A 16,855-nucleotide genomic window follows, 5' to 3' on the forward strand; every position below is an offset into this window, starting at 1 on the left:
GTGATGGCGGCAGCGGCCACCTGCTTGCCCATCATGTCGCGCAGGAACGAGGTTTTTCGCGCAACGGAAGCACCGTTGATGGCGCCGGCGATATGGCCGGCAATGCCGCGCGCGACGCGCGGGTCGAACACCACGTCGACCGGTCCGGTCGCCGCCTTGCGCGCGCCAAGACGACGCACGGCCCGTTCGCCGGCCATGCGGCCGATATCCTCGGGCGCGTCGAGATCGGCAAAATGCTGGCGCGAGGAGAATTCATAGTCGCGCTCCATGCCGGTGCCCTCGCCGGCAATGACGCTGGCCGAGCGCGAAAAGCGCGAGGCGACATACTGGCCGAGAAAACCGTGCGAGGTGGCCAGAACCATCCCGCCCAGCCCGGCGCTGGCATTGCTGCCGGACGAATTGGTCACGCCCTTGACGGCGAGAGCCGCCGCTTCGGCCGCAAGGGCCGCTTCCTTCAACTGGTCGGCCGACACTTCGGTCGCGTCGAACAGGTCCAGGTCGCGCGTCTGCCTGGCGAGCAGCGCAGGGTCGGCAAGACCCTGGTAGGGATCCTCGGGAGACACCTTGGCCATGGCAACGGCACGCTCGGCAAGCGCCTTCGGATCGGACGCGGCGGTGGCCGATACTCTGGCCACACGCTGGCCGACGAAGACCCGCAGCGAAACATCGTCGCCCTCGGATGCTTCGGTGTTTTCGACCTTGCCAAGCCGCACCGAAACACCGGTCGAGCGGCCACGCACCGCGACGGCGTCCGCGGCATCGGCGCCAGCGCGTTTGGCGGCCTCGACCAGGGCCGCGACGCGGTCCGTCAATTTCGCGGCGTCGAGCTTGTCGGTCATGCACTTGATCCTGTTTCTTCAGCCTGTCCGGAAGGCAGGTGCTGCCGCACCATCTATTGTTCCAATGCCGCTTGTGCAATGGCAGAAGGGCAATCAGGATGTCGCGACCAAATCGCCATCGAAGCGCCCGCCAGGAGCGGACGCCGCAGTTTTTGCCTATCTGGAGCCTTCGCCATGACGCCTTTCCATCTTGCCTTTCCGGTTCGTGATCTCGATGAAACGCGAACTTTCTATGGCGAGGTGCTGGGCTGCGCGATCGGCCGCTCGTCGGCGACCTGGGTCGATTTCGACCTTTATGGCCACCAGATGTCGGCGCATCTGCGGCCGCAGGCCGCGCAAGCCGCCAGTGACGGCAAGGTCGACGGCATTTTGGTGCCGATTCCGCATTTCGGCGCCGTGCTCTTAATGGATGACTGGCAGCGCCTGGCGACGCGGCTGGAAGCGCGCGACGACATAGACTGGCTGGAGCGGCCAATGGTCCGCTTCCAGGGCGAGCCCGGCGAACAGGCGACGCTGTTTATTCGCGACCCATCAGGCAACGCCCTGGAATTCAAGGGTTTTCGCTCACTGGAGCAGGTTTTCGCGCATTGAAAAGAGAGCCTGGTAGCGGCTCTCGTTCAAGATGTCGCGACGGGTGTCCAGATAACGGCCTCGATCTTCTGCGCGCCGGTCGCCAGCATCGCCAGGCGGTCGAAGCCGAGCGCGATGCCGCTGGCCTGCGGCATGATGGCAAGGGCAGCCAGGAAATCCTCGTCCAGCGGGTAGCGCTCGCCATAGATGCGCTCCTTCTCGTCCATCTCGATGATAAAGCGCCGGCGCTGCTCGGCCGCGTCGGTCAACTCGCCAAAGCCGTTGGCGAGCTCGACACCGCAGCAATAGAGTTCGAACCGTTCGGCGACGCGTGGATCCCCGGGGCTCGGACGGGCGAGCGCCGCCTCGGCGACCGGATATTCGCACAGGATGGTCGCCCGCCCCTGCCCGAGGAACGGCTCGATCTTTTCCACCATCACGCGGCTGAACAAATCCGCCCAGGTGTCGTCGGGCGCTGTGCGCAGGCCGGCTTGGACCAGCGCGGCATGAAGCGCGTCCCGGTCCGTGCCGCCGTCGACGGCGACCGTGGCCAGCAGATCGATGCCGGCATGGTGGCTGAAGGCGTCCGCCACGGTCAGCCGCTCCGGTTTGGCGAACGGATCGCAATCGCGGCCACGGAAGGAAAAGCGCGTGGCCCCTGCCCGTGTCGCGGCCAGCGCCAGCAGATCGGCGCAGTCGCGCATCAGGCTTTCGTAGGTTTCGCCCACCCGGTACCATTCGAGCATGGTGAATTCGGGATGGTGCAAAGGACCGCGCTCGCGGTTGCGGTAGACCGGACCCAGGCTGAAAATGCGCTGCTCCCCCGCGGCAAGCAGTTTCTTGCAGGCGAATTCCGGCGAGGTGTGGAGATAAAGCGGCGAGCGGACGCCATCCGGCCCTACCGCTTCCGTGGCGAAAGCCGCCAGATGTGCCTCGTTACCGGGCGAGACCTGCAGCGCCGCCGTCTCCACCTCGATGAAGTCGTTACCGGCGAACCAGTCGCGCAAGGCCGCCGTCAGCTTGTTGCGCAGCATAAGGCGCGGGCGGCGATCGGCGTGGACATGCGGCGTCCACCAGGGCGACGCGGCGGTCATGAGCGGATTGAAGGCATGGCGGTGCGCCCCATGTCAGTTCGCCCCCCATGCCAGTTCGCCCCATGCCAGTTCGCCCCATGCCAGTTCGCATTGGGGGGCTGGCGGTTCGCGCCAAGATGCGCTAGGCCCCCATCCAGCGCCGCACAAGCCGGCAAACGCCAGTCAACTCTTGCAGGATTTAAAACCGTGGTGAAAGTCATCGCCAGTTCGCTCCGCAAAGGCAATGTCGTCGACAAGGACGGCAAGCTTTATGTGATCCTCTTTGCCGAAAACATTCACCCAGGCAAGGGCACGCCCGTGACCCAGCTCGACATGCGGCGCATCGGCGACGGGGTGAAGGTGTCGGAGCGCTACCGCACCACCGAGCAGGTGGAGCGTGCCTATGTCGAGGAGCGCGAGCACACCTTCCTCTACGCCGACGGCGAAGGCTATCACTTCATGAACCCGGAAACCTACGACCAGGTGGCGGTGACGGAAGCCGTGGTCGGCGACGCAGCCCCCTATCTGCAGGAAGGCATGCCGGTGCAGGTGTCGCAGTTCAACGGCATCGCGATAGCCCTGGTGCTGCCGCAGCGCGCCACCTTCGAAGTGGTCGACACCGAGCCGACGACCAAGGGCCAGACGGCGTCGTCCTCCTACAAGCCGGCCGTGCTTTCCAACGGCGTGCGCACCACCGTGCCGCCGCACATCGCGCCTGGCACCCGCGTGGTGGTGATGACCGCCGACGGGTCCTATGTGGAGCGGGCGAAGGACTGAGGGTAAGCCCTCGGCACTGCTTCACCGCCGAGGCGGCACAAACAACCCTCACGGTCTTGCAGACGTAGTCGCTGATAGCGATCACGCTTTGGCTGCAACCCTTCTTTTTTTCGCTTTGGCGGCGCGCTGTTCAACTGCGGCCTCCACCTCGCGCTTCAGCCGATCCTTGATTTCAACCGTCTCGTTCATCAGGGCGTCGATCTTCAGGAAATCGAGCACCCGGTATTTGGACACCGCCGGGCGGACCAGTATGTCGGGCTGGCACTGTTTCAGCTTGTTGGCGATGATCGACTGCATCATCAGCTGCGTGGCGCCGAACATCAGGTCGACTGAGGTCGGCTGTTTGCGGTCGGCCTCTTCCGGCGCGCCGACCACGTCGACGCCGATGATGATGTCGGCATCCTTCTCGATCAGGTCGAACGGCACGGGGTTGTAGATGCCGCCGTCGATCAGCAGCCTGCCGTCGCGCGTCACCGGGCGGAAGACGGCGGGAATGGCGGCCGAAGCGGCAAGGGCCGAGTGCAGGTCGCCGTCGTCGAAGACAGCGAGCTTGTGGCCGAAATAGTCCGTCGCCGTCACCTTCAGCGGGATTTTCAATTCGGCGAAGGTTTCGGGAATGGCCTCGGGCAGAAACGCCTTGAGGATGCGTTCGACATTGAACTGGCTGACGCGGATACCATTTTGCATGGCCTCGGCGATCGTGCCCGGCCGCGCCCGCCACATGCGGCTCGCCACCTCGGCGCGGCGGCCAAGGATCGAGCGGGCATAGTCGTGGATATCCTTGCCGGTCATGCCGGCGGCCATGCCGGCGCCCATGATGGCGCCGATCGACGAGCCGGCTATCGCCACCGGCTTGATGCCAAGCTCGTCCAGCGCCTCGATGACATGGATATGCGCCAGGCCGCGCGCGCCGCCGCCGCCGAAAGCTATGCCAAAGGTGGGGCTCATCCCTTGCCTGCTCCCGCCAGTGGAGGCCCGATCACCATGATGGTCGGCTCCGCCGTCAGTAGCTTCTTCGCCGCCGCCTTGACCTGATCCAACGTCACCGCGTTGATGTAACCGCTGCGGCGCTGCATGTAGTCGATGCCGAGATCGTCGAGCTGCAGCTCGACCAGCGTCGCGGCGATGGAACTCGACGAATCCAGATTGTTGATCGCATAGGCGCCGATCATATATTTCTTGGTCGCCGCCAGTTCGGCCTCGGTCGGGCCGTCCTCGGCCAACCGCTTGACGACGTCGCGCACGATGCCGAGCGTCTCGGCGGCGCGGTCGGAACGCGTTCCGGTGGTGACGATCAGCGCGTCGGCGTGGTCCTGGTTTACCAGCGAGGAATTGACGCTGTAGGCCAGCCCGCGCTTTTCGCGCACCTCCTGGAACAGACGCGAGGTGAAGGTGCCGCCGCCAAGGATTTCGTTCATCAGCGCGGTCGGGAAGAAATCCGTCGCGTTGCGCTTCACGCCTGGCCAGGCGAGCTGCAGCGAGGTCTGCGGCAGGTCGTAATTGACCTCGATATGCTGCGCCAGCCTGGGCTCGATATCGACGACAGGGGCGAGCGCCTGGCTCGGAGGCAGGTCGCCGAATACCATGTCGAGCTTCTTCTTCAGCGTCTCGGCGTCGATGGCGCCGACCACGGCGACATGCAGGCCGCCGCGCGCGAATACCGCCTTGTGCAGGGCCTTGAGATCGGACTGCGTGATGGCGGCGATGCTCTGCCTGGTGCCCTGATCGGAGCGCGAATAGGGGTGGTCGCCATAGACGGCGCGCGCCCATCGGTTCTGCGCCACCGTGTCTGGGTCGTTCTCGTTGGCGATGATGCCGGACAGGACCTGGGCGCGGATGCGGTCGATAGGCGCCTGATCGAAGCGCGGCTCGTTGATCGCCAGCCGCAACAGGTCGAAGGCTTCGTCACGCTGTTCGGCCAGCATGCGCATGGAGCCGTAGATGCCATCGCGGGTCTCCTCGAAGCTCATCTCGGCGCCGGCATCGTCGAGCCTGATTTGGAAAGCTTCCGAATCGAGAGTGCCGGCGCCTTCGTCGAACAGACCGGTCATCAGATTGGCCAGCCCTTCCTTGCCCGGCGGATCCTGAGTCGAGCCGCCGCCAAAGACGAGGCGGATGGCGACAACCGGCACGGAATAGTCCTCGACCAGCCAGGCCGTGACGCCCTTCGGCGAGGTGACGGACTGGATCTCCATGGCGCGGGCGGAAAGCGCCGGCAGGACCAGGAAGAGGATGGAGAGGAAGAGGGTCGCGAGGGCGTGCAGGGCCTTCCTTTCTCCCCTTGCGGGAGAAGGAAAAGCGCGGAGATGCTCGTTCATCATCATCAATTCCCCGCCTGTTGCTGCGGCAAGAGATAGCCTGACGTCGAGCGGGCCGGCACAAGATAGCGCGCGGCCACGGCCTTGACCTCGTCGGTTGTGACCTTGCGGATGCGATCCGGCCATTGCTGCACGTCCTGGACATTGCCGCCGGTGGCGAGCGTCGAGCCATAGATGTTGGCCATGGAATCCTGCTTGTCGCGGGCAAAGATCATCGACCTGACATAGCGGTCCTTGGCTTTTTCGAGCTCATCCGATGTGACGCCGTCGCTGGCGATGCGCGCCACCTCCGCATCGACCGCGGCTTCGACGTCGGCCAGCTTGGCGTCGCCGCGCGGCGCGCCATAGACGGTGAAATTGGTGTCGTCGAGCATGGTGCCCTGGAAGTAAGCGCCGGCGCTGGAAGCGATGCCCTGCTTGACGACAAGCGCCTGGTAAAGCCGGCTGCGGTTGCCGCCGCCAAGAATCTCGGCGAGCAGATCGAGCGCTTCGGCCTCACCCGGCTTGGCGGTGTGATAGGAAGGCACGACCCATTGTGTCGAGAAACTCGGCACGCTGACGCGGGCGTCGGAGAGCGTGACGGTGCGCCTGGTATTCTGCTCCGGTTCGACCGGGCGCACCCGCGGCGGCAGATCCGGCCCGCGGGCCACCTTGCCGTAGGTCTTCTCGGCCAGCGCCTTCACCGTTTCCGGTTCGACGTCGCCGGCCACGATCAGCACGACGTTGTTGGGCCGGTAGTACTTGTTGTAGAAGGCGACGGCGTCGGTGCGGTTCAACTGCTCCATCTCCTGCATCCAGCCGATGACCGGAATTCGATATGGCTGGTTCTGCCACAGTGTGGCATCGACCTCCTCGTCGAGCACGGCCTGCGGATTGTTGTCGATGCGCGAGCGGCGCTCCTCCAGGATCACGTCGCGCTCGGTCTTGATGACGTCGTCGGTGAGGATGAGGTTGCGCATGCGGTCGGCTTCGAAGCTCATCATCAGCTCGAGATCCGACGGGGCCACCGTCTCGTGGAAAGCGGTGTAGTCATAGGAGGTGAAGGCGTTGTTGGAGCCGCCAATGTCGGAGACGGCGCGATCGAACTCGCCGGCCGCGTGATGAGCTGTGGCCTTGAACATCAGATGCTCGAAGAAATGGGCGATGCCGGATTTGCCCGGCGGCTCGTCGGCGCTACCGATCTTGTACCAGACCATATGGGTGACGATCGGCGCGCGGTGATCGGGAATGACGACCACTTCCATGCCGTTGTCGAGCAGGAAATCCGTGACCTTGAACTCGGCCGGCAGAGTCTTGGGCGACGCAGAACTGTCGGCCAGGACAGGCCCGGCGATGAACAAGGCCAGCGAGGTCGCCAGCAGCGCCGGCCGCAGCCATTCAGTCCTGGATGTCATCGATGGCTCCGGTTTTCATGCAGCGACGATAGGCAAGGCGCTGGCGACAAGCAAAGTGAATTGTTGGTCATCTTGCCGGCAAAGGCGGCGGCAAAGAGGCCACTGCTGAAGCGGTCCTGTCAGGCAGCCTCGATGAAGCGGATGACGGTCTCGCCATAGTTGCGCTCATCGAGCACGGAAAAGCCCGGGCCTGGCTCGAAGGGAACCGCCGCCGTCTCCTCGACCACACAGAGCGCGCCGGGGCGCAGCCAGCCGCCATCCTTGGCGGACCGCAGGGCGCGCTCGCCAAGGCCCTTGCCGTAGGGCGGATCGGCAAAGACGAGACCGAACGGCGCCAGCGTGCCCGCCTCGCCAAGGCCGGTTGCATCGCGGCGGAAGATCTTGGTGCGTCCGGTCAGGCCGAAGGCCTCGACATTGTCGCGGATCAGGCCCCGGCCTTCGGCCGATTCCTCGATGAACACGCCATAGGATGCCCCGCGCGACAGGGCTTCCAAACCAAGCGCGCCGGTGCCGGCGAACAGGTCGAGCACGCGCGCGCCCTCCACTTGCCCGGCGAAGCGATGCGCCAGAACGTTGAAGACGGCCTCGCGGGTCCGGTCGGTCGTCGGGCGGATAGCGCTGCTGCGGGGCGTCGCCAGCGGACGCCCGCGAAACTCACCGCCGACGATTCTCATCTTGTGCGGGGACCCTTGGGGCCGCCGCGCGGCCGCTCACCGCCACCGGCGCCTCCTGGACGCTCGCCACGCGGCTTGCCGAACGGCTTCGTACCGCCTGGTTTGTCGGCGGGCTTGCCATATGACGGCTTGAACGAGGCCTTGCGCGCTTTGTTCTCGGCCGCCTTGGCCGCATCGGCCTCCGCCCTGCCCTTGCCGATCGGCCGGGCTCCCGGCGCCATCCAGACATTGGCCTTGCGCTGGCCTGGCGGCTCGATCGGCCGTTGCTCGCGTTCGGATTTCTTGCCGCCGCGAGGCTTGTCACCGAATCCGCCGCGCGGCTTGTCGCCGAAACTTCCACGCGGCTTATCGCCAAAGCCGCCACGCTCCGGTCGCGGACCGCGATCGCCGAAGCTCTTTTCTGCTCTCTCGCCTCTGTCGGGACTCGTCGACAGTTTGCCGAGCGCCTCGTCGCGGCTGCCTTCCCGGCGTTTGCGGTTCTTGATCAGCCCGCCCTCGCCGATCGGCCGTCGCTCGCCGTCTCGCGTAAACTTCGGCCGTTCGGGCTCGGCCTCGCGGACTTCGGTGCGCCGCACGGGCTGGTTGGAAAACGGTTTTGTTATCTCGGCGTCGAAATTGGCGCCGGATTCCTCGACTAGGCGCTCGCCAAGCTGGTCGCGCAGCACTCGGCCCTTGATCTCCAGCACATGACCTTCGGGGAGATCCTCGAGCTGGAACGGGCCGTAGGAGATGCGGATCAGCCGCGTGACGTCGAGGCCGAGCGCGCCGAGGATGTTCTTGACCTCACGGTTCTTGCCCTCGCGCAAGCCGATCGTCAGCCAGGCGTTGGAGCCCTGCTCGCGATCGAGGCTGGCTTCGATGGCGCCGTAGAAGACGCCGTCGACGGCAATGCCTTCGCGCAGGCCGGCAAGCGCGCTTTCCTCGACCTTGCCGTGGACGCGCACGCGATAGCGGCGCAGCCAGCCGGTGACCGGCAGTTCGAGCACGCGCGACAGGCCGCCATCATTGGTCAGCAGCAGCAGGCCTTCAGTGTTGATATCGAGCCGGCCGATGGTCATCAGCCGCGGCAGCTCGGCCGGCAGCACGTCGAAGACGGTCTTGCGGCCTTCGGGGTCGCGGTTGGTGGTGACGACGCCGGCCGGCTTGTGGAACAGGAACAGGCGTGTGCGTTCGATCGGCGGGATTTCCATGCCGTCGAGATGGATGATGTCATTGGGCATGACGTTGAACGCCGGCGAGGCCAGTACCCGGCCATTGACCTTGACACGGCCGGCGGCGATCAGTTCCTCGGCATCGCGGCGCGAGGCGAGCCCGGCGCGTGCCAGCCGCTTGGCGATGCGCTCGCCGGCTTCTTCCGTTGCCTCGGCTGGTCGCGGACGTGGCTTGAAACCACCGCCCGATGCACCCTGGGGCCGATCACCGAAATCACGCTTGGGTCTGTCGCCTCCAAAGTCGCGCTTTGGACGGTCAGCAAAATCCCGCTTCGGACGATCCGCGAAATCACGCTTGGGACGGTCAAAGCGCTTTTCGCCGCCGTCGGCCGAAGCAGAAAACGGACGGTCGCCGCGCGGCGCGTAGGGTTTGCGCGGCCCTTCACGCTTCTCATAAGGCTTGCGCTCGCCTTCGGCGGCCATCGGACGCTCGCCGCGCGGGGCATAGGGCTTGCGCGGCCCCTCGCGCTTTTCATAAGGCTTGCGCTCGCCTTCGGCCGCCATCGGACGGTCGCCGCGAGGCGCGTAGGGCTTGCGCGGGCCTTCGCGCTTCTCGTAAGGCTTGCCTTCTGGGCGCGGTCCCTTGCTGAACGGCCTGTCACCGCCCTTGAAGTCCCGCTTCGGCCGGTCCCCATCGGCGGCCATCGGCCGATCGCCACGCGGAGCATAAGGCTTTTTCGTACCAAAGGACGGCTTCCCGCCCTTGCTGGCGTCGCGGCCACGTGCACCTGCCGATTTCGGGCCACTCCTGCCCGGGCCGCCTTTGCGCGGAGATTTCTTGTCGTTGTCGTCCATGTGGCCTTTGTCCGTTTGCGCTGCTACAGCGTGGCACATCCGTTCGGCGCGCAACGAACGCTGTAGCATTTTTGATTTGGCGCATGATCATTCCCGAAAATCGAGTCCGATTTTCGGGTTGATGCGCTCCATAACAGGATCACCGCCGGGTGGCGAGGATATAATGGGAAGACAAACCGCTTGAAGAGGCCGGATTTCATGGCGCTGGCGCTGCAGGAGGCCGAAGCTGCGGCCTTGCGCGGCGAAGTGCCGGTCGGCGCGGTGATCGCCAATGGCGGCACGGTCATTGCCAGTGCCGGGAACCGCACGCGCGAGCTTGCCGACCCGACGGCGCACGCAGAGATGCTGGTGATCCGTGAAGCCTGCGGCAAACTCTCGAGCGAGCGGCTCACCGGCCACGATCTTTATGTGACACTGGAACCTTGCGCCATGTGCGCCGGAGCCATCTCCTTCGCCAGGCTGCGCCGTCTCTATTTCGGCGCCGCCGACGAAAAGGGCGGCGCCGTGGTCAACGGCGTACGCTTCTTCACTTCTTCGACCTGCCATCACACACCCGATATCTATCCGGGCATGGCCGAAACCGAAGCGGGCCTGCTGCTGAAGGATTTTTTCAGGGGGCGTCGAGACTGAGCCAAGGCCGCGCACGACAAGGCGGCGCGACTGTTCTTACAGCGACGGCAACCAGTCGAACCAGCCGCCCTTCTTGCCCTCGGCCTTTGCCTTGAGGCGGCGCTCCTTCTTGTACTCGTCTTCGCCGAGTTCGTTCTGCGGCGCGGCATCGGAGGCGACACGGTAGGGCAATGGCGGCTCGCTGAGATATTTACGCGTATTGGGGTCGCCCTGCTTGCTTTCGGCAAGGCGGCGCTGGATCTCGGCAGCGCGGCCCTTGTCGGAATCGGCGGGTTTCCACGCCGGCGGGTGGCTAGATCCTGATTCAGCCATCGCCCTTTTCACCGAAGCCGGATCCGTCTGCACGTCGTCGACGATCTCCGCCTGGTAGGCTGGGTCATTCTGGTGCGCGGTGGCGTCGGCGCGCAGGCGCGCGCGGCGCTGCTCGGGCGACTCGGGCCAGCCGGCGTTCGCCGTCTGAATGCTTTCCTGCGGGGCAGGCAGCGCTTCCTTCTGGCCGGGTGCCGGCTTCACCAGAGTGGGACGCGGCTTGTAGTCGATCGGGTCCTTGTGCTTCGGCGCGAAGGACACGGCACCTGTCAGATCGCCGGCCAACTGTTCGGCAGCGGTCTTGTCGGTGCCATAGGTCGGAGAGCCCATGCAGCCGGACAAAGCGAGGCCCGATACGACAAGCGGCGCCAACAGCGCAAGGCGCGCGTTATATCTCTCGGTCATGCCAAAAAGTCCCACTCTAGACAGCCTCTCGATCGCACCGGCTTTGTATCCGGTCCCCATCTTGCAAGCACTTGCGACGGAAATCCGGCGACAATTTGTCTTCCGGAGTTTCGCGTGTTTACCTCAACCACTCGTTAAGGGCAACGCACGGGCGGATCTGCGCCGTTCGGCGTGGCATTTGTGCACTTCTTTGATCTGGTGCCTGTCGTTTGTCCCAAAACCGCTGCGCACTTTTGGGCGACAGGCACGCGCTTGATCTGGTGCCTGTCGTTTATCCCAAAACCGCTGCGCACTTTTGGGCGACAGGCACGCGCTTGATCTGGTGCCTGTCGTTTATCCCAAAACCGCTACGCACTTTTGGGCGACAGGCACGCGCTTGATCTGGTGCCTGTCGTTTATCCCAAAACCGCACGCACTTTTGGGCGACAGGCACTAGAGCCTTCCCAGCGCCTTCAACTCGTGCAGCACGGCGGCATCACGTGCCGAAACATCCGGGAATTCCGGATCCTGCCCGACATCGGCCGTGTAGCGCCAGGAACGCGCGCATTTGACCAGTCCGCGATCCTCCGCTTTCTCGACCACCACGGCGACGCCCTTGACATCGTCGAGGGCAAAGGCGGTTTGCGGCGCCTGGCCATGGGCAATGACCAGATCGCTGGTGATCGCCATTTCAGCCATGTCGACGTCCGATATCGCCGCCTCGAGCGCCGCGTCGTTGATCGTGACCACCGGTACAGCCTCCAGCGAGGAGCCGATCACCTTCTGGGCACGCGCAATCTCGAGCGCGCCGGTGACGACGCGACGCACCTGCCTGACCTTGCGCCATTTCTCCGCCAGCGCCTCGTTCTTCCAATTCGCAGGGATGTGCGGGAACTGGTCGAGATGTACCGAGACCGCATCGGGATGACGGTCGAGCCAGGCCTCTTCCATGGTAAAGGGCAGCATCGGCGCCAGCCATCTCACCAGGCAGTCGAAGAGATGGCGCACCACCTGGACCGAGGCCTTGCGCTTCACGCTCGACGGGCCATCGCAATAGAGCGCGTCCTTGCGAATATCGAAATAGAAGGCCGACAGCTCGACCACCATGAAATCGAGCAGTGCGCGCGTGATGCGCTTGAACTCGAAGGCGTCGTAGCCCTGGCGCACCACCTCGTCGAGCTCCGCCAACCGGTGCAGCATCAGCCGCTCCAGCTCCGGCATCGTCTCCAGGGGCACGTCCTCACCATCGTCATGGGCGAGCGTGCCCAGCATCCAGCGGATGGTGTTGCGCAGCTTGCGATAGGCATCGATGTTGGTCTGCAGCACGTTCTTGCCGAGCCGCTGGTCTTCCCAATAGTCGGTCGTCACCACCCAGAGCCGCAGGATATCGGCGCCGGACTGCTTGATCACATCCTGCGGCACGACCGTGTTGCCGAGCGATTTCGACATCTTGCGGCCATCCTCGTCCATGGTGAAGCCATGGGTGACGACGGTGTCGTAAGGCGCCCTGCCCCTGGTGCCGCAGCTTTCGAGCAGTGAGGAGTGGAACCAGCCGCGATGCTGGTCGGAGCCTTCGAGATAGACATCCGCCGGCCACTTCAGGTCGGGCCGGTCGTCCAGGGTGAAGACATGGGTCGAGCCCGAATCGAACCAGACGTCAAGAATGTCCATCACCTGCCGCCATTTGGAGGCATCGTGATTGCCGAGGAAGCGCTCCTTGGCGCCGGGCGCGAACCAGGCGTCGGCGCCCTCCGCCGCGAAGGCGTCCATGATGCGCTGGTTGACCGCCTCGTCCTTCAGCACGTTGCCGTCCTCGTCGGCGAAGACGGCGATCGGCACGCCCCAGGCGCGCTGGCGCGACAGCACCCAGTCGGGGCGCTCCTCGATCATGGCGCGGATACGGTTCTGGCCGGCGGCCGGGACAAAGCGCGTCTCGTCGATCGCCTTCAGCGCGCGGCTGCGCAACGTGGTGCCATCACCGAGGTCCTTGTCCATGTAGACGAACCATTGCGGCGTGTTGCGGAAGATGACCGGCTTCTTCGAACGCCATGAATGCGGGTAGCTGTGCTTCAGCCGGCCGCGCGCGAACAGCGCGTTGCGCTTGATCAGCTCGTCGATGACCGCCTGGTTGGCGTTGCCCTTCTTGCCGTTGTCGTCGATGACGCGCGCTGGTCCGCCTTCGCGGTCCGGGCCAAAGCCCGGCGCGTCCTTGGTGAAGAAGCCGGCATCGTCGACGGTGAACGGGATCTCGGTGTCGATGCCGCGTTGGCGCAGCGCCGGCGCGGCATCCATCCAGGCATCAAAGTCCTCGCGGCCATGGCCGGGAGCCGTGTGCACGAAGCCCGTGCCGGCATCATCGGTGACATGCTCGCCGGCGATCATCGCAACCGGGAACTCGTAGCCGCCACCGAGGCCCTTGAAGGGATGCGAAAGCACAAGATTTCCAAGCTGTTCTGCGCTGATGCCGTGAAGGCGCTTCAACGTGACCTTGGCCTTGGCCTGGCTTTCCTCGGCCAGGGCATCGGCAAAGATCAGCTTCTCGCCCGGCTGCGGGCCAAACGCATTCTCGGCCGCCGTCACCTCGTAGAGGCCATAGGCGACGCGCGGCGAATAGCTGACGGCGCGGTTGCCAGGGATGGTCCATGGCGTCGTCGTCCAGATGACGACATGGGCATCCAGCAGGTCAAGCGAGCGCCCGCTCAGGTCCGGATCGAGCTCCGCCGGCTGCCCGTCCACAACACTGGCGAGGACGAGATTGGCCACCGGAAACTTCGCCCAGATCGTGTCGGACTCGTAATCCTGGTACTCGATCTCGGCCTCGGCGAGCGCCGTGCGCTCGACGACGCTCCACATCACCGGCTTCGAACCGCGGTAGAGCTGGCCAGACATGGCGAATTTCAGCAATTCGCCGGCGATGCGCGACTCGGCGTGGAAGGCCATGGTCGTGTAAGGGTTCTTGAAGTCGCCGATGACGCCAAGCCGCTGGAACTCGCCACCCTGCACCGAGATCCAGTGCGCGGCGAATTCACGGCATTCCTTGCGGAATTCGTTGACCGGCACCTCATCCTTGTTCTTGCCCTTGGCGCGGTACTGTTCCTCGATCTTCCATTCGATCGGCAGGCCGTGACAATCCCAGCCGGGCACATAATTGGAGTCATAGCCGCGCATCTGGAACGAGCGGGTGATGACATCCTTGAGGATCTTGTTCAGCGCGTGGCCAATGTGGATGTTGCCGTTGGCGTAGGGCGGGCCGTCATGCAGCACGTATTTCGTGCGCCCGGCCGCGCTCTCGCGCAGCTTGCGGTAGAGGTCCATGTCCTGCCAGCGCTTGACAAGCACGGGCTCCTTCTCGGGCAAGCCGGCGCGCATCGGAAACTCCGTCTGCGGCAGGTAAAGGGTCTTGGAATAGTCGATCGTTGATTGGTTTTGGTCGGTCATTGGTCTGCCATGTGCATGCCGGGCCACGTGGCTTGCGGCTTGGAATTTTACTTTATACGCATGCCGTTTTCCCAAACCGGGCCACTTCTGGGCGACATGCCTTGATGATCTGGAAAAGTGCGAGAGGCCGCGCGCAATAGTCCCGGCTGCTCCAACAGCCTTCAGGCTGCCGGGAACACCGGGCTGGTAATTCGTATCGTCGGCGCGCGAAGGCGCGAAAAGCTCGTCATTGCTGGGCTTTTAGCGGAGAAGAGCGCAGGAATAAAGCGTCTCGTTCGATTCACTTACATCTTGAAGTCGAAGCGATAGGTGGTCGACACGCCGACCATGAACTGGTTGCGGTCGCCGCGCTCCTTGACCAGGCTGGAATCGGCCGCCGGACCTTCGAGGCGCGAATATTCGCCAAACAGGCTGGCGGTCATCGGATCGGTCACCTTCCAGGTCACGGCGCCGCCGAGGCCGACGGATTTCAGGCCGCCGCCGGGATTGTACTGGCTCAGCCCCGAGGCCACGGCTTCCTGCGCGTTGACGCCATAGTAGGCATCGAAATAGTTAGCCGAGGCAAAAGACACGCGTGGGCCGCCCGAAATCCTGACCGTCGGCGTGACGTCGTAGAAAGCATCGGCGGCGATATCAGCGACAAAGCCATTATGGGCACGGATGCCGTGCCGCAATTCGGCACGTGCGCGCATCCAGTCCGTCGGGTAGAATTCGAAGAAGCCGCCGACCTCGCCGCCCCAGCGAACCGGGTCCAGCCCCTTGAGTTCGTCGGCATCGCCATCGTCACGCGAGAACAGGAACTTGCCGGTCAGGCCCGCGCGGACGCCGCCATCGTCGACGAGCGCCAGCGAAATATTGTCGTTGCGGGACGTGAAACGCGCCTGGGGACCGGCCTTGCCCAGCGAAATGATGGGCTGGGCGCTCAGCATGTACTTCTTGCCGCCCTCGAAATTGGGCGCCACCATGCCGGTCGCGCCGACTGTCAGATACCAATCGCCGGACAGCCAGCCGAAAGCGCCATCGCCGGCCTCGGCCGCGCCTGACGTAGCCAGCATGACGGTAGCCAAGGCTGCAGAAATCTTCCCGACCGGACTCATGGCCACTCCACTAACGCGATACGGCGACAGCTTTGACGAGGCTTTGGTAAAATTTGATTTAAGGACGAGACAACCGGCTCGCATTGCCTGCACCATCGCGTCCGCGACCGGCTGGACGCGGGTTGGCGCCGAGGGTAACGTCCTTGCATGCTGGCGGCCCTCAATGGAGGCATGGACATGACCTTGCACGGCGATACTCTGAAGAACGCGATCGGCCAGACGCGCGACAAATGGGGATGGTTCGTCGGCCTGGGCGTGGTGCTGCTGATCCTCGGCGGCATCGCCTTCGGCAATCTGTTCATCGCCACGGTGGCTTCCGTCTATGTCGTTGGATGGCTGATGCTGGTGGCCGGCATCATCGAGATCATGCCTGCTTTCGGGGTCAAGACCTGGGGACGCTTCTTCTACTGGCTGCTCAGCGGACTGCTTTATGCGGTCGCCGGATTCTTCGCTTTCGACAATCCGCTGCTGGCCTCGGCGGTGCTGACCTTCCTGCTGGCCGTCGCGCTCGTCGCTTCCGGCGCGCTGCGGGCCTGGGTCGGCTACAGCCACCGCCCGGAGCGCGGCTGGGGCTGGATTGTCGCGGCGGGTCTCATCAGCGTGCTCGCGGGCCTGATCATCGCCATGGGCTGGCCGGTCAACAGCCTGTGGGTGCTCGGACTGTTCCTGGCGATCGACCTGATCTTCCAGGGCTGGACCTTCATCGCCGTCGGTCTTGCATTGAAGAGGTAGGAACTCGCCTTCCCCATTTCGGGGTCATGCTTCAGAACGCCACCGCGGCGTCCAGGCTGGACAGCGGCTTGACGCCGCCAAGCAGCGCGCGTGCCTCGGCTTCATCGCGCTTCATCTGCGCCACCAGCGCATCGAGCCCGTCGAACTTGATCTCGCTGCGCAGGAAGCCGAAGAACGACACTTCGCAAGTCTCGCCATAGAGATCGCCGGAAAAATCGAAGACGAAGGTTTCCAGGAGCGGTGCGCCGTTGTCGTCGACGGTCGGGCGGCGGCCAAAGCTGGCGACGCCGTCGTGCAGCGTGCCGTCGGCGCGCCGGAAGCGGACGGCGTAAATACCTTCCTTGAGCGTGGCTGCCGCCGGAAGCCTCATGTTGGCGGTGGGAAAGCCGAGCGTTCGCCCGAGTTGTTGGCCGCCGACAACCTCGCTTTCCACCGTGAAGCGATAGCCGAGCAGACCGGCGGCCCCGGCCGCCTCGCCCTCGCAAAGCAAGGCACGGATGCGGCTCGACGAAACCACCTCGGCGCCTTCGTCGCGAAAGGCGTCGACGAGTGTGACACCGAAGCCATGGCGCTCGCCGGCAGCCATCAGATAGGCCGGCCCGCCCTGGCGGTCC

At 64.6% G+C, this 16,855-nt stretch carries 15 protein-coding genes; 4 read left to right on the plus strand and 11 right to left on the minus strand.

Annotated features, from left to right (window positions below; genetic code table 11):
* A partial coding sequence (locus EOA36_RS08330) for a metallopeptidase TldD-related protein (protein WP_245464289.1) occupies nt 1-839 on the minus strand: 839 nt, incomplete at its 3' end.
* Between the two features lie 174 nt (nt 840-1,013).
* Here EOA36_RS08330 and EOA36_RS08335 point away from each other — a divergent pair.
* Complete coding sequence (locus tag EOA36_RS08335) at nt 1,014-1,430, plus strand: VOC family protein (protein ID WP_127276730.1); 417 nt, start codon at nt 1,014-1,016, stop codon at nt 1,428-1,430.
* Between the two features lie 26 nt (nt 1,431-1,456).
* On the opposite strand, the gene epmA is transcribed toward EOA36_RS08335, so the two are convergent.
* Nucleotides 1,457-2,503 carry an EF-P lysine aminoacylase EpmA gene (gene epmA, locus EOA36_RS08340; RefSeq protein ID WP_127276733.1) on the minus strand — a complete coding sequence of 349 codons (1,047 nt, stop codon included), beginning with the start codon at nt 2,501-2,503 and terminating at the stop codon, nt 1,457-1,459.
* A 186-nt stretch (nt 2,504-2,689) separates the two neighbouring features.
* On the opposite strand from epmA, the gene efp reads away from it, so the two are divergent.
* The gene (efp, locus tag EOA36_RS08345) at nt 2,690-3,259 is read left to right on the plus strand and encodes an elongation factor P (protein ID WP_127276735.1); all 570 of its coding nucleotides are present in this window, start codon (nt 2,690-2,692) and stop codon (nt 3,257-3,259) included.
* An 81-nt stretch (nt 3,260-3,340) separates the two neighbouring features.
* On the opposite strand, the gene EOA36_RS08350 is transcribed toward efp, so the two are convergent.
* The 5 genes from EOA36_RS08350 to EOA36_RS08370 all read right to left on the minus strand — a co-directional run bounded on the left by EOA36_RS08350 (nt 3,341) and on the right by EOA36_RS08370 (nt 9,651).
* Nucleotides 3,341-4,207: a patatin-like phospholipase family protein gene (locus EOA36_RS08350; RefSeq protein ID WP_127276737.1), complete on the minus strand. Its 867-nt coding sequence runs from the start codon at nt 4,205-4,207 to the stop codon at nt 3,341-3,343.
* Nucleotides 4,204-5,580 carry a pitrilysin family protein gene (locus tag EOA36_RS08355; RefSeq protein WP_127276739.1) on the minus strand — a complete coding sequence of 459 codons (1,377 nt, stop codon included), beginning with the start codon at nt 5,578-5,580 and terminating at the stop codon, nt 4,204-4,206. Before EOA36_RS08355 ends, EOA36_RS08350 begins: the two co-directional genes overlap by 4 nt.
* A 2-nt stretch (nt 5,581-5,582) precedes the next feature.
* Complete coding sequence (locus EOA36_RS08360; RefSeq protein WP_127276741.1) at nt 5,583-6,971, minus strand: pitrilysin family protein; 1,389 nt, start codon at nt 6,969-6,971, stop codon at nt 5,583-5,585.
* A gap of 119 nt (nt 6,972-7,090) precedes the next feature.
* Nucleotides 7,091-7,645, minus strand: a complete 555-nt coding sequence (gene rsmD, locus EOA36_RS08365; protein ID WP_127276744.1) for a 16S rRNA (guanine(966)-N(2))-methyltransferase RsmD — start codon at nt 7,643-7,645, stop codon at nt 7,091-7,093.
* Nucleotides 7,642-9,651 carry a pseudouridine synthase gene (locus tag EOA36_RS08370; RefSeq protein ID WP_127276746.1) on the minus strand — a complete coding sequence of 670 codons (2,010 nt, stop codon included), beginning with the start codon at nt 9,649-9,651 and terminating at the stop codon, nt 7,642-7,644. Before EOA36_RS08370 ends, rsmD begins: the two co-directional genes overlap by 4 nt.
* Before the next feature lie 180 nt (nt 9,652-9,831).
* On the opposite strand from EOA36_RS08370, the gene EOA36_RS08375 reads away from it, so the two are divergent.
* Nucleotides 9,832-10,281 (plus strand): nucleoside deaminase, encoded by a 450-nt coding sequence (locus EOA36_RS08375; RefSeq protein ID WP_127276748.1) that lies wholly within the window; start codon nt 9,832-9,834, stop codon nt 10,279-10,281.
* 36 nt (nt 10,282-10,317) lie between these two features.
* Here the strand turns inward: EOA36_RS08375 and EOA36_RS08380 are convergent, their stop codons facing one another.
* The 3 genes from EOA36_RS08380 to EOA36_RS08390 form a co-directional block, all read right to left on the minus strand.
* A complete protein-coding gene (locus EOA36_RS08380; RefSeq protein WP_127276750.1) occupies nt 10,318-10,995 on the minus strand; it encodes a hypothetical protein in 678 nt (225 codons plus the stop codon).
* 432 nt (nt 10,996-11,427) lie between these two features.
* Nucleotides 11,428-14,412, minus strand: coding sequence for an isoleucine--tRNA ligase (gene ileS, locus EOA36_RS08385; protein WP_127276752.1), 2,985 nt, complete (start codon nt 14,410-14,412; stop codon nt 11,428-11,430).
* 284 nt (nt 14,413-14,696) lie between these two features.
* Nucleotides 14,697-15,509: a MipA/OmpV family protein gene (locus EOA36_RS08390; protein WP_127276754.1), complete on the minus strand. Its 813-nt coding sequence runs from the start codon at nt 15,507-15,509 to the stop codon at nt 14,697-14,699.
* 177 nt (nt 15,510-15,686) lie between these two features.
* Between EOA36_RS08390 and EOA36_RS08395 the strand changes: the two genes are divergently transcribed.
* Nucleotides 15,687-16,241: an HdeD family acid-resistance protein gene (locus EOA36_RS08395; RefSeq protein ID WP_127276757.1), complete on the plus strand. Its 555-nt coding sequence runs from the start codon at nt 15,687-15,689 to the stop codon at nt 16,239-16,241.
* Nucleotides 16,242-16,272: 31 nt separating this feature from the next.
* Here the strand turns inward: EOA36_RS08395 and EOA36_RS08400 are convergent.
* Nucleotides 16,273-16,855 (minus strand): riboflavin kinase (locus EOA36_RS08400; protein WP_281040045.1); only part of this gene is annotated, 583 nt, incomplete at its 5' end.

Origin of the sequence: Mesorhizobium sp. M8A.F.Ca.ET.021.01.1.1 (assembly GCF_003998025.1) — a bacterium.
Classification (GTDB): Bacteria; Pseudomonadota; Alphaproteobacteria; order Rhizobiales; family Rhizobiaceae; genus Mesorhizobium.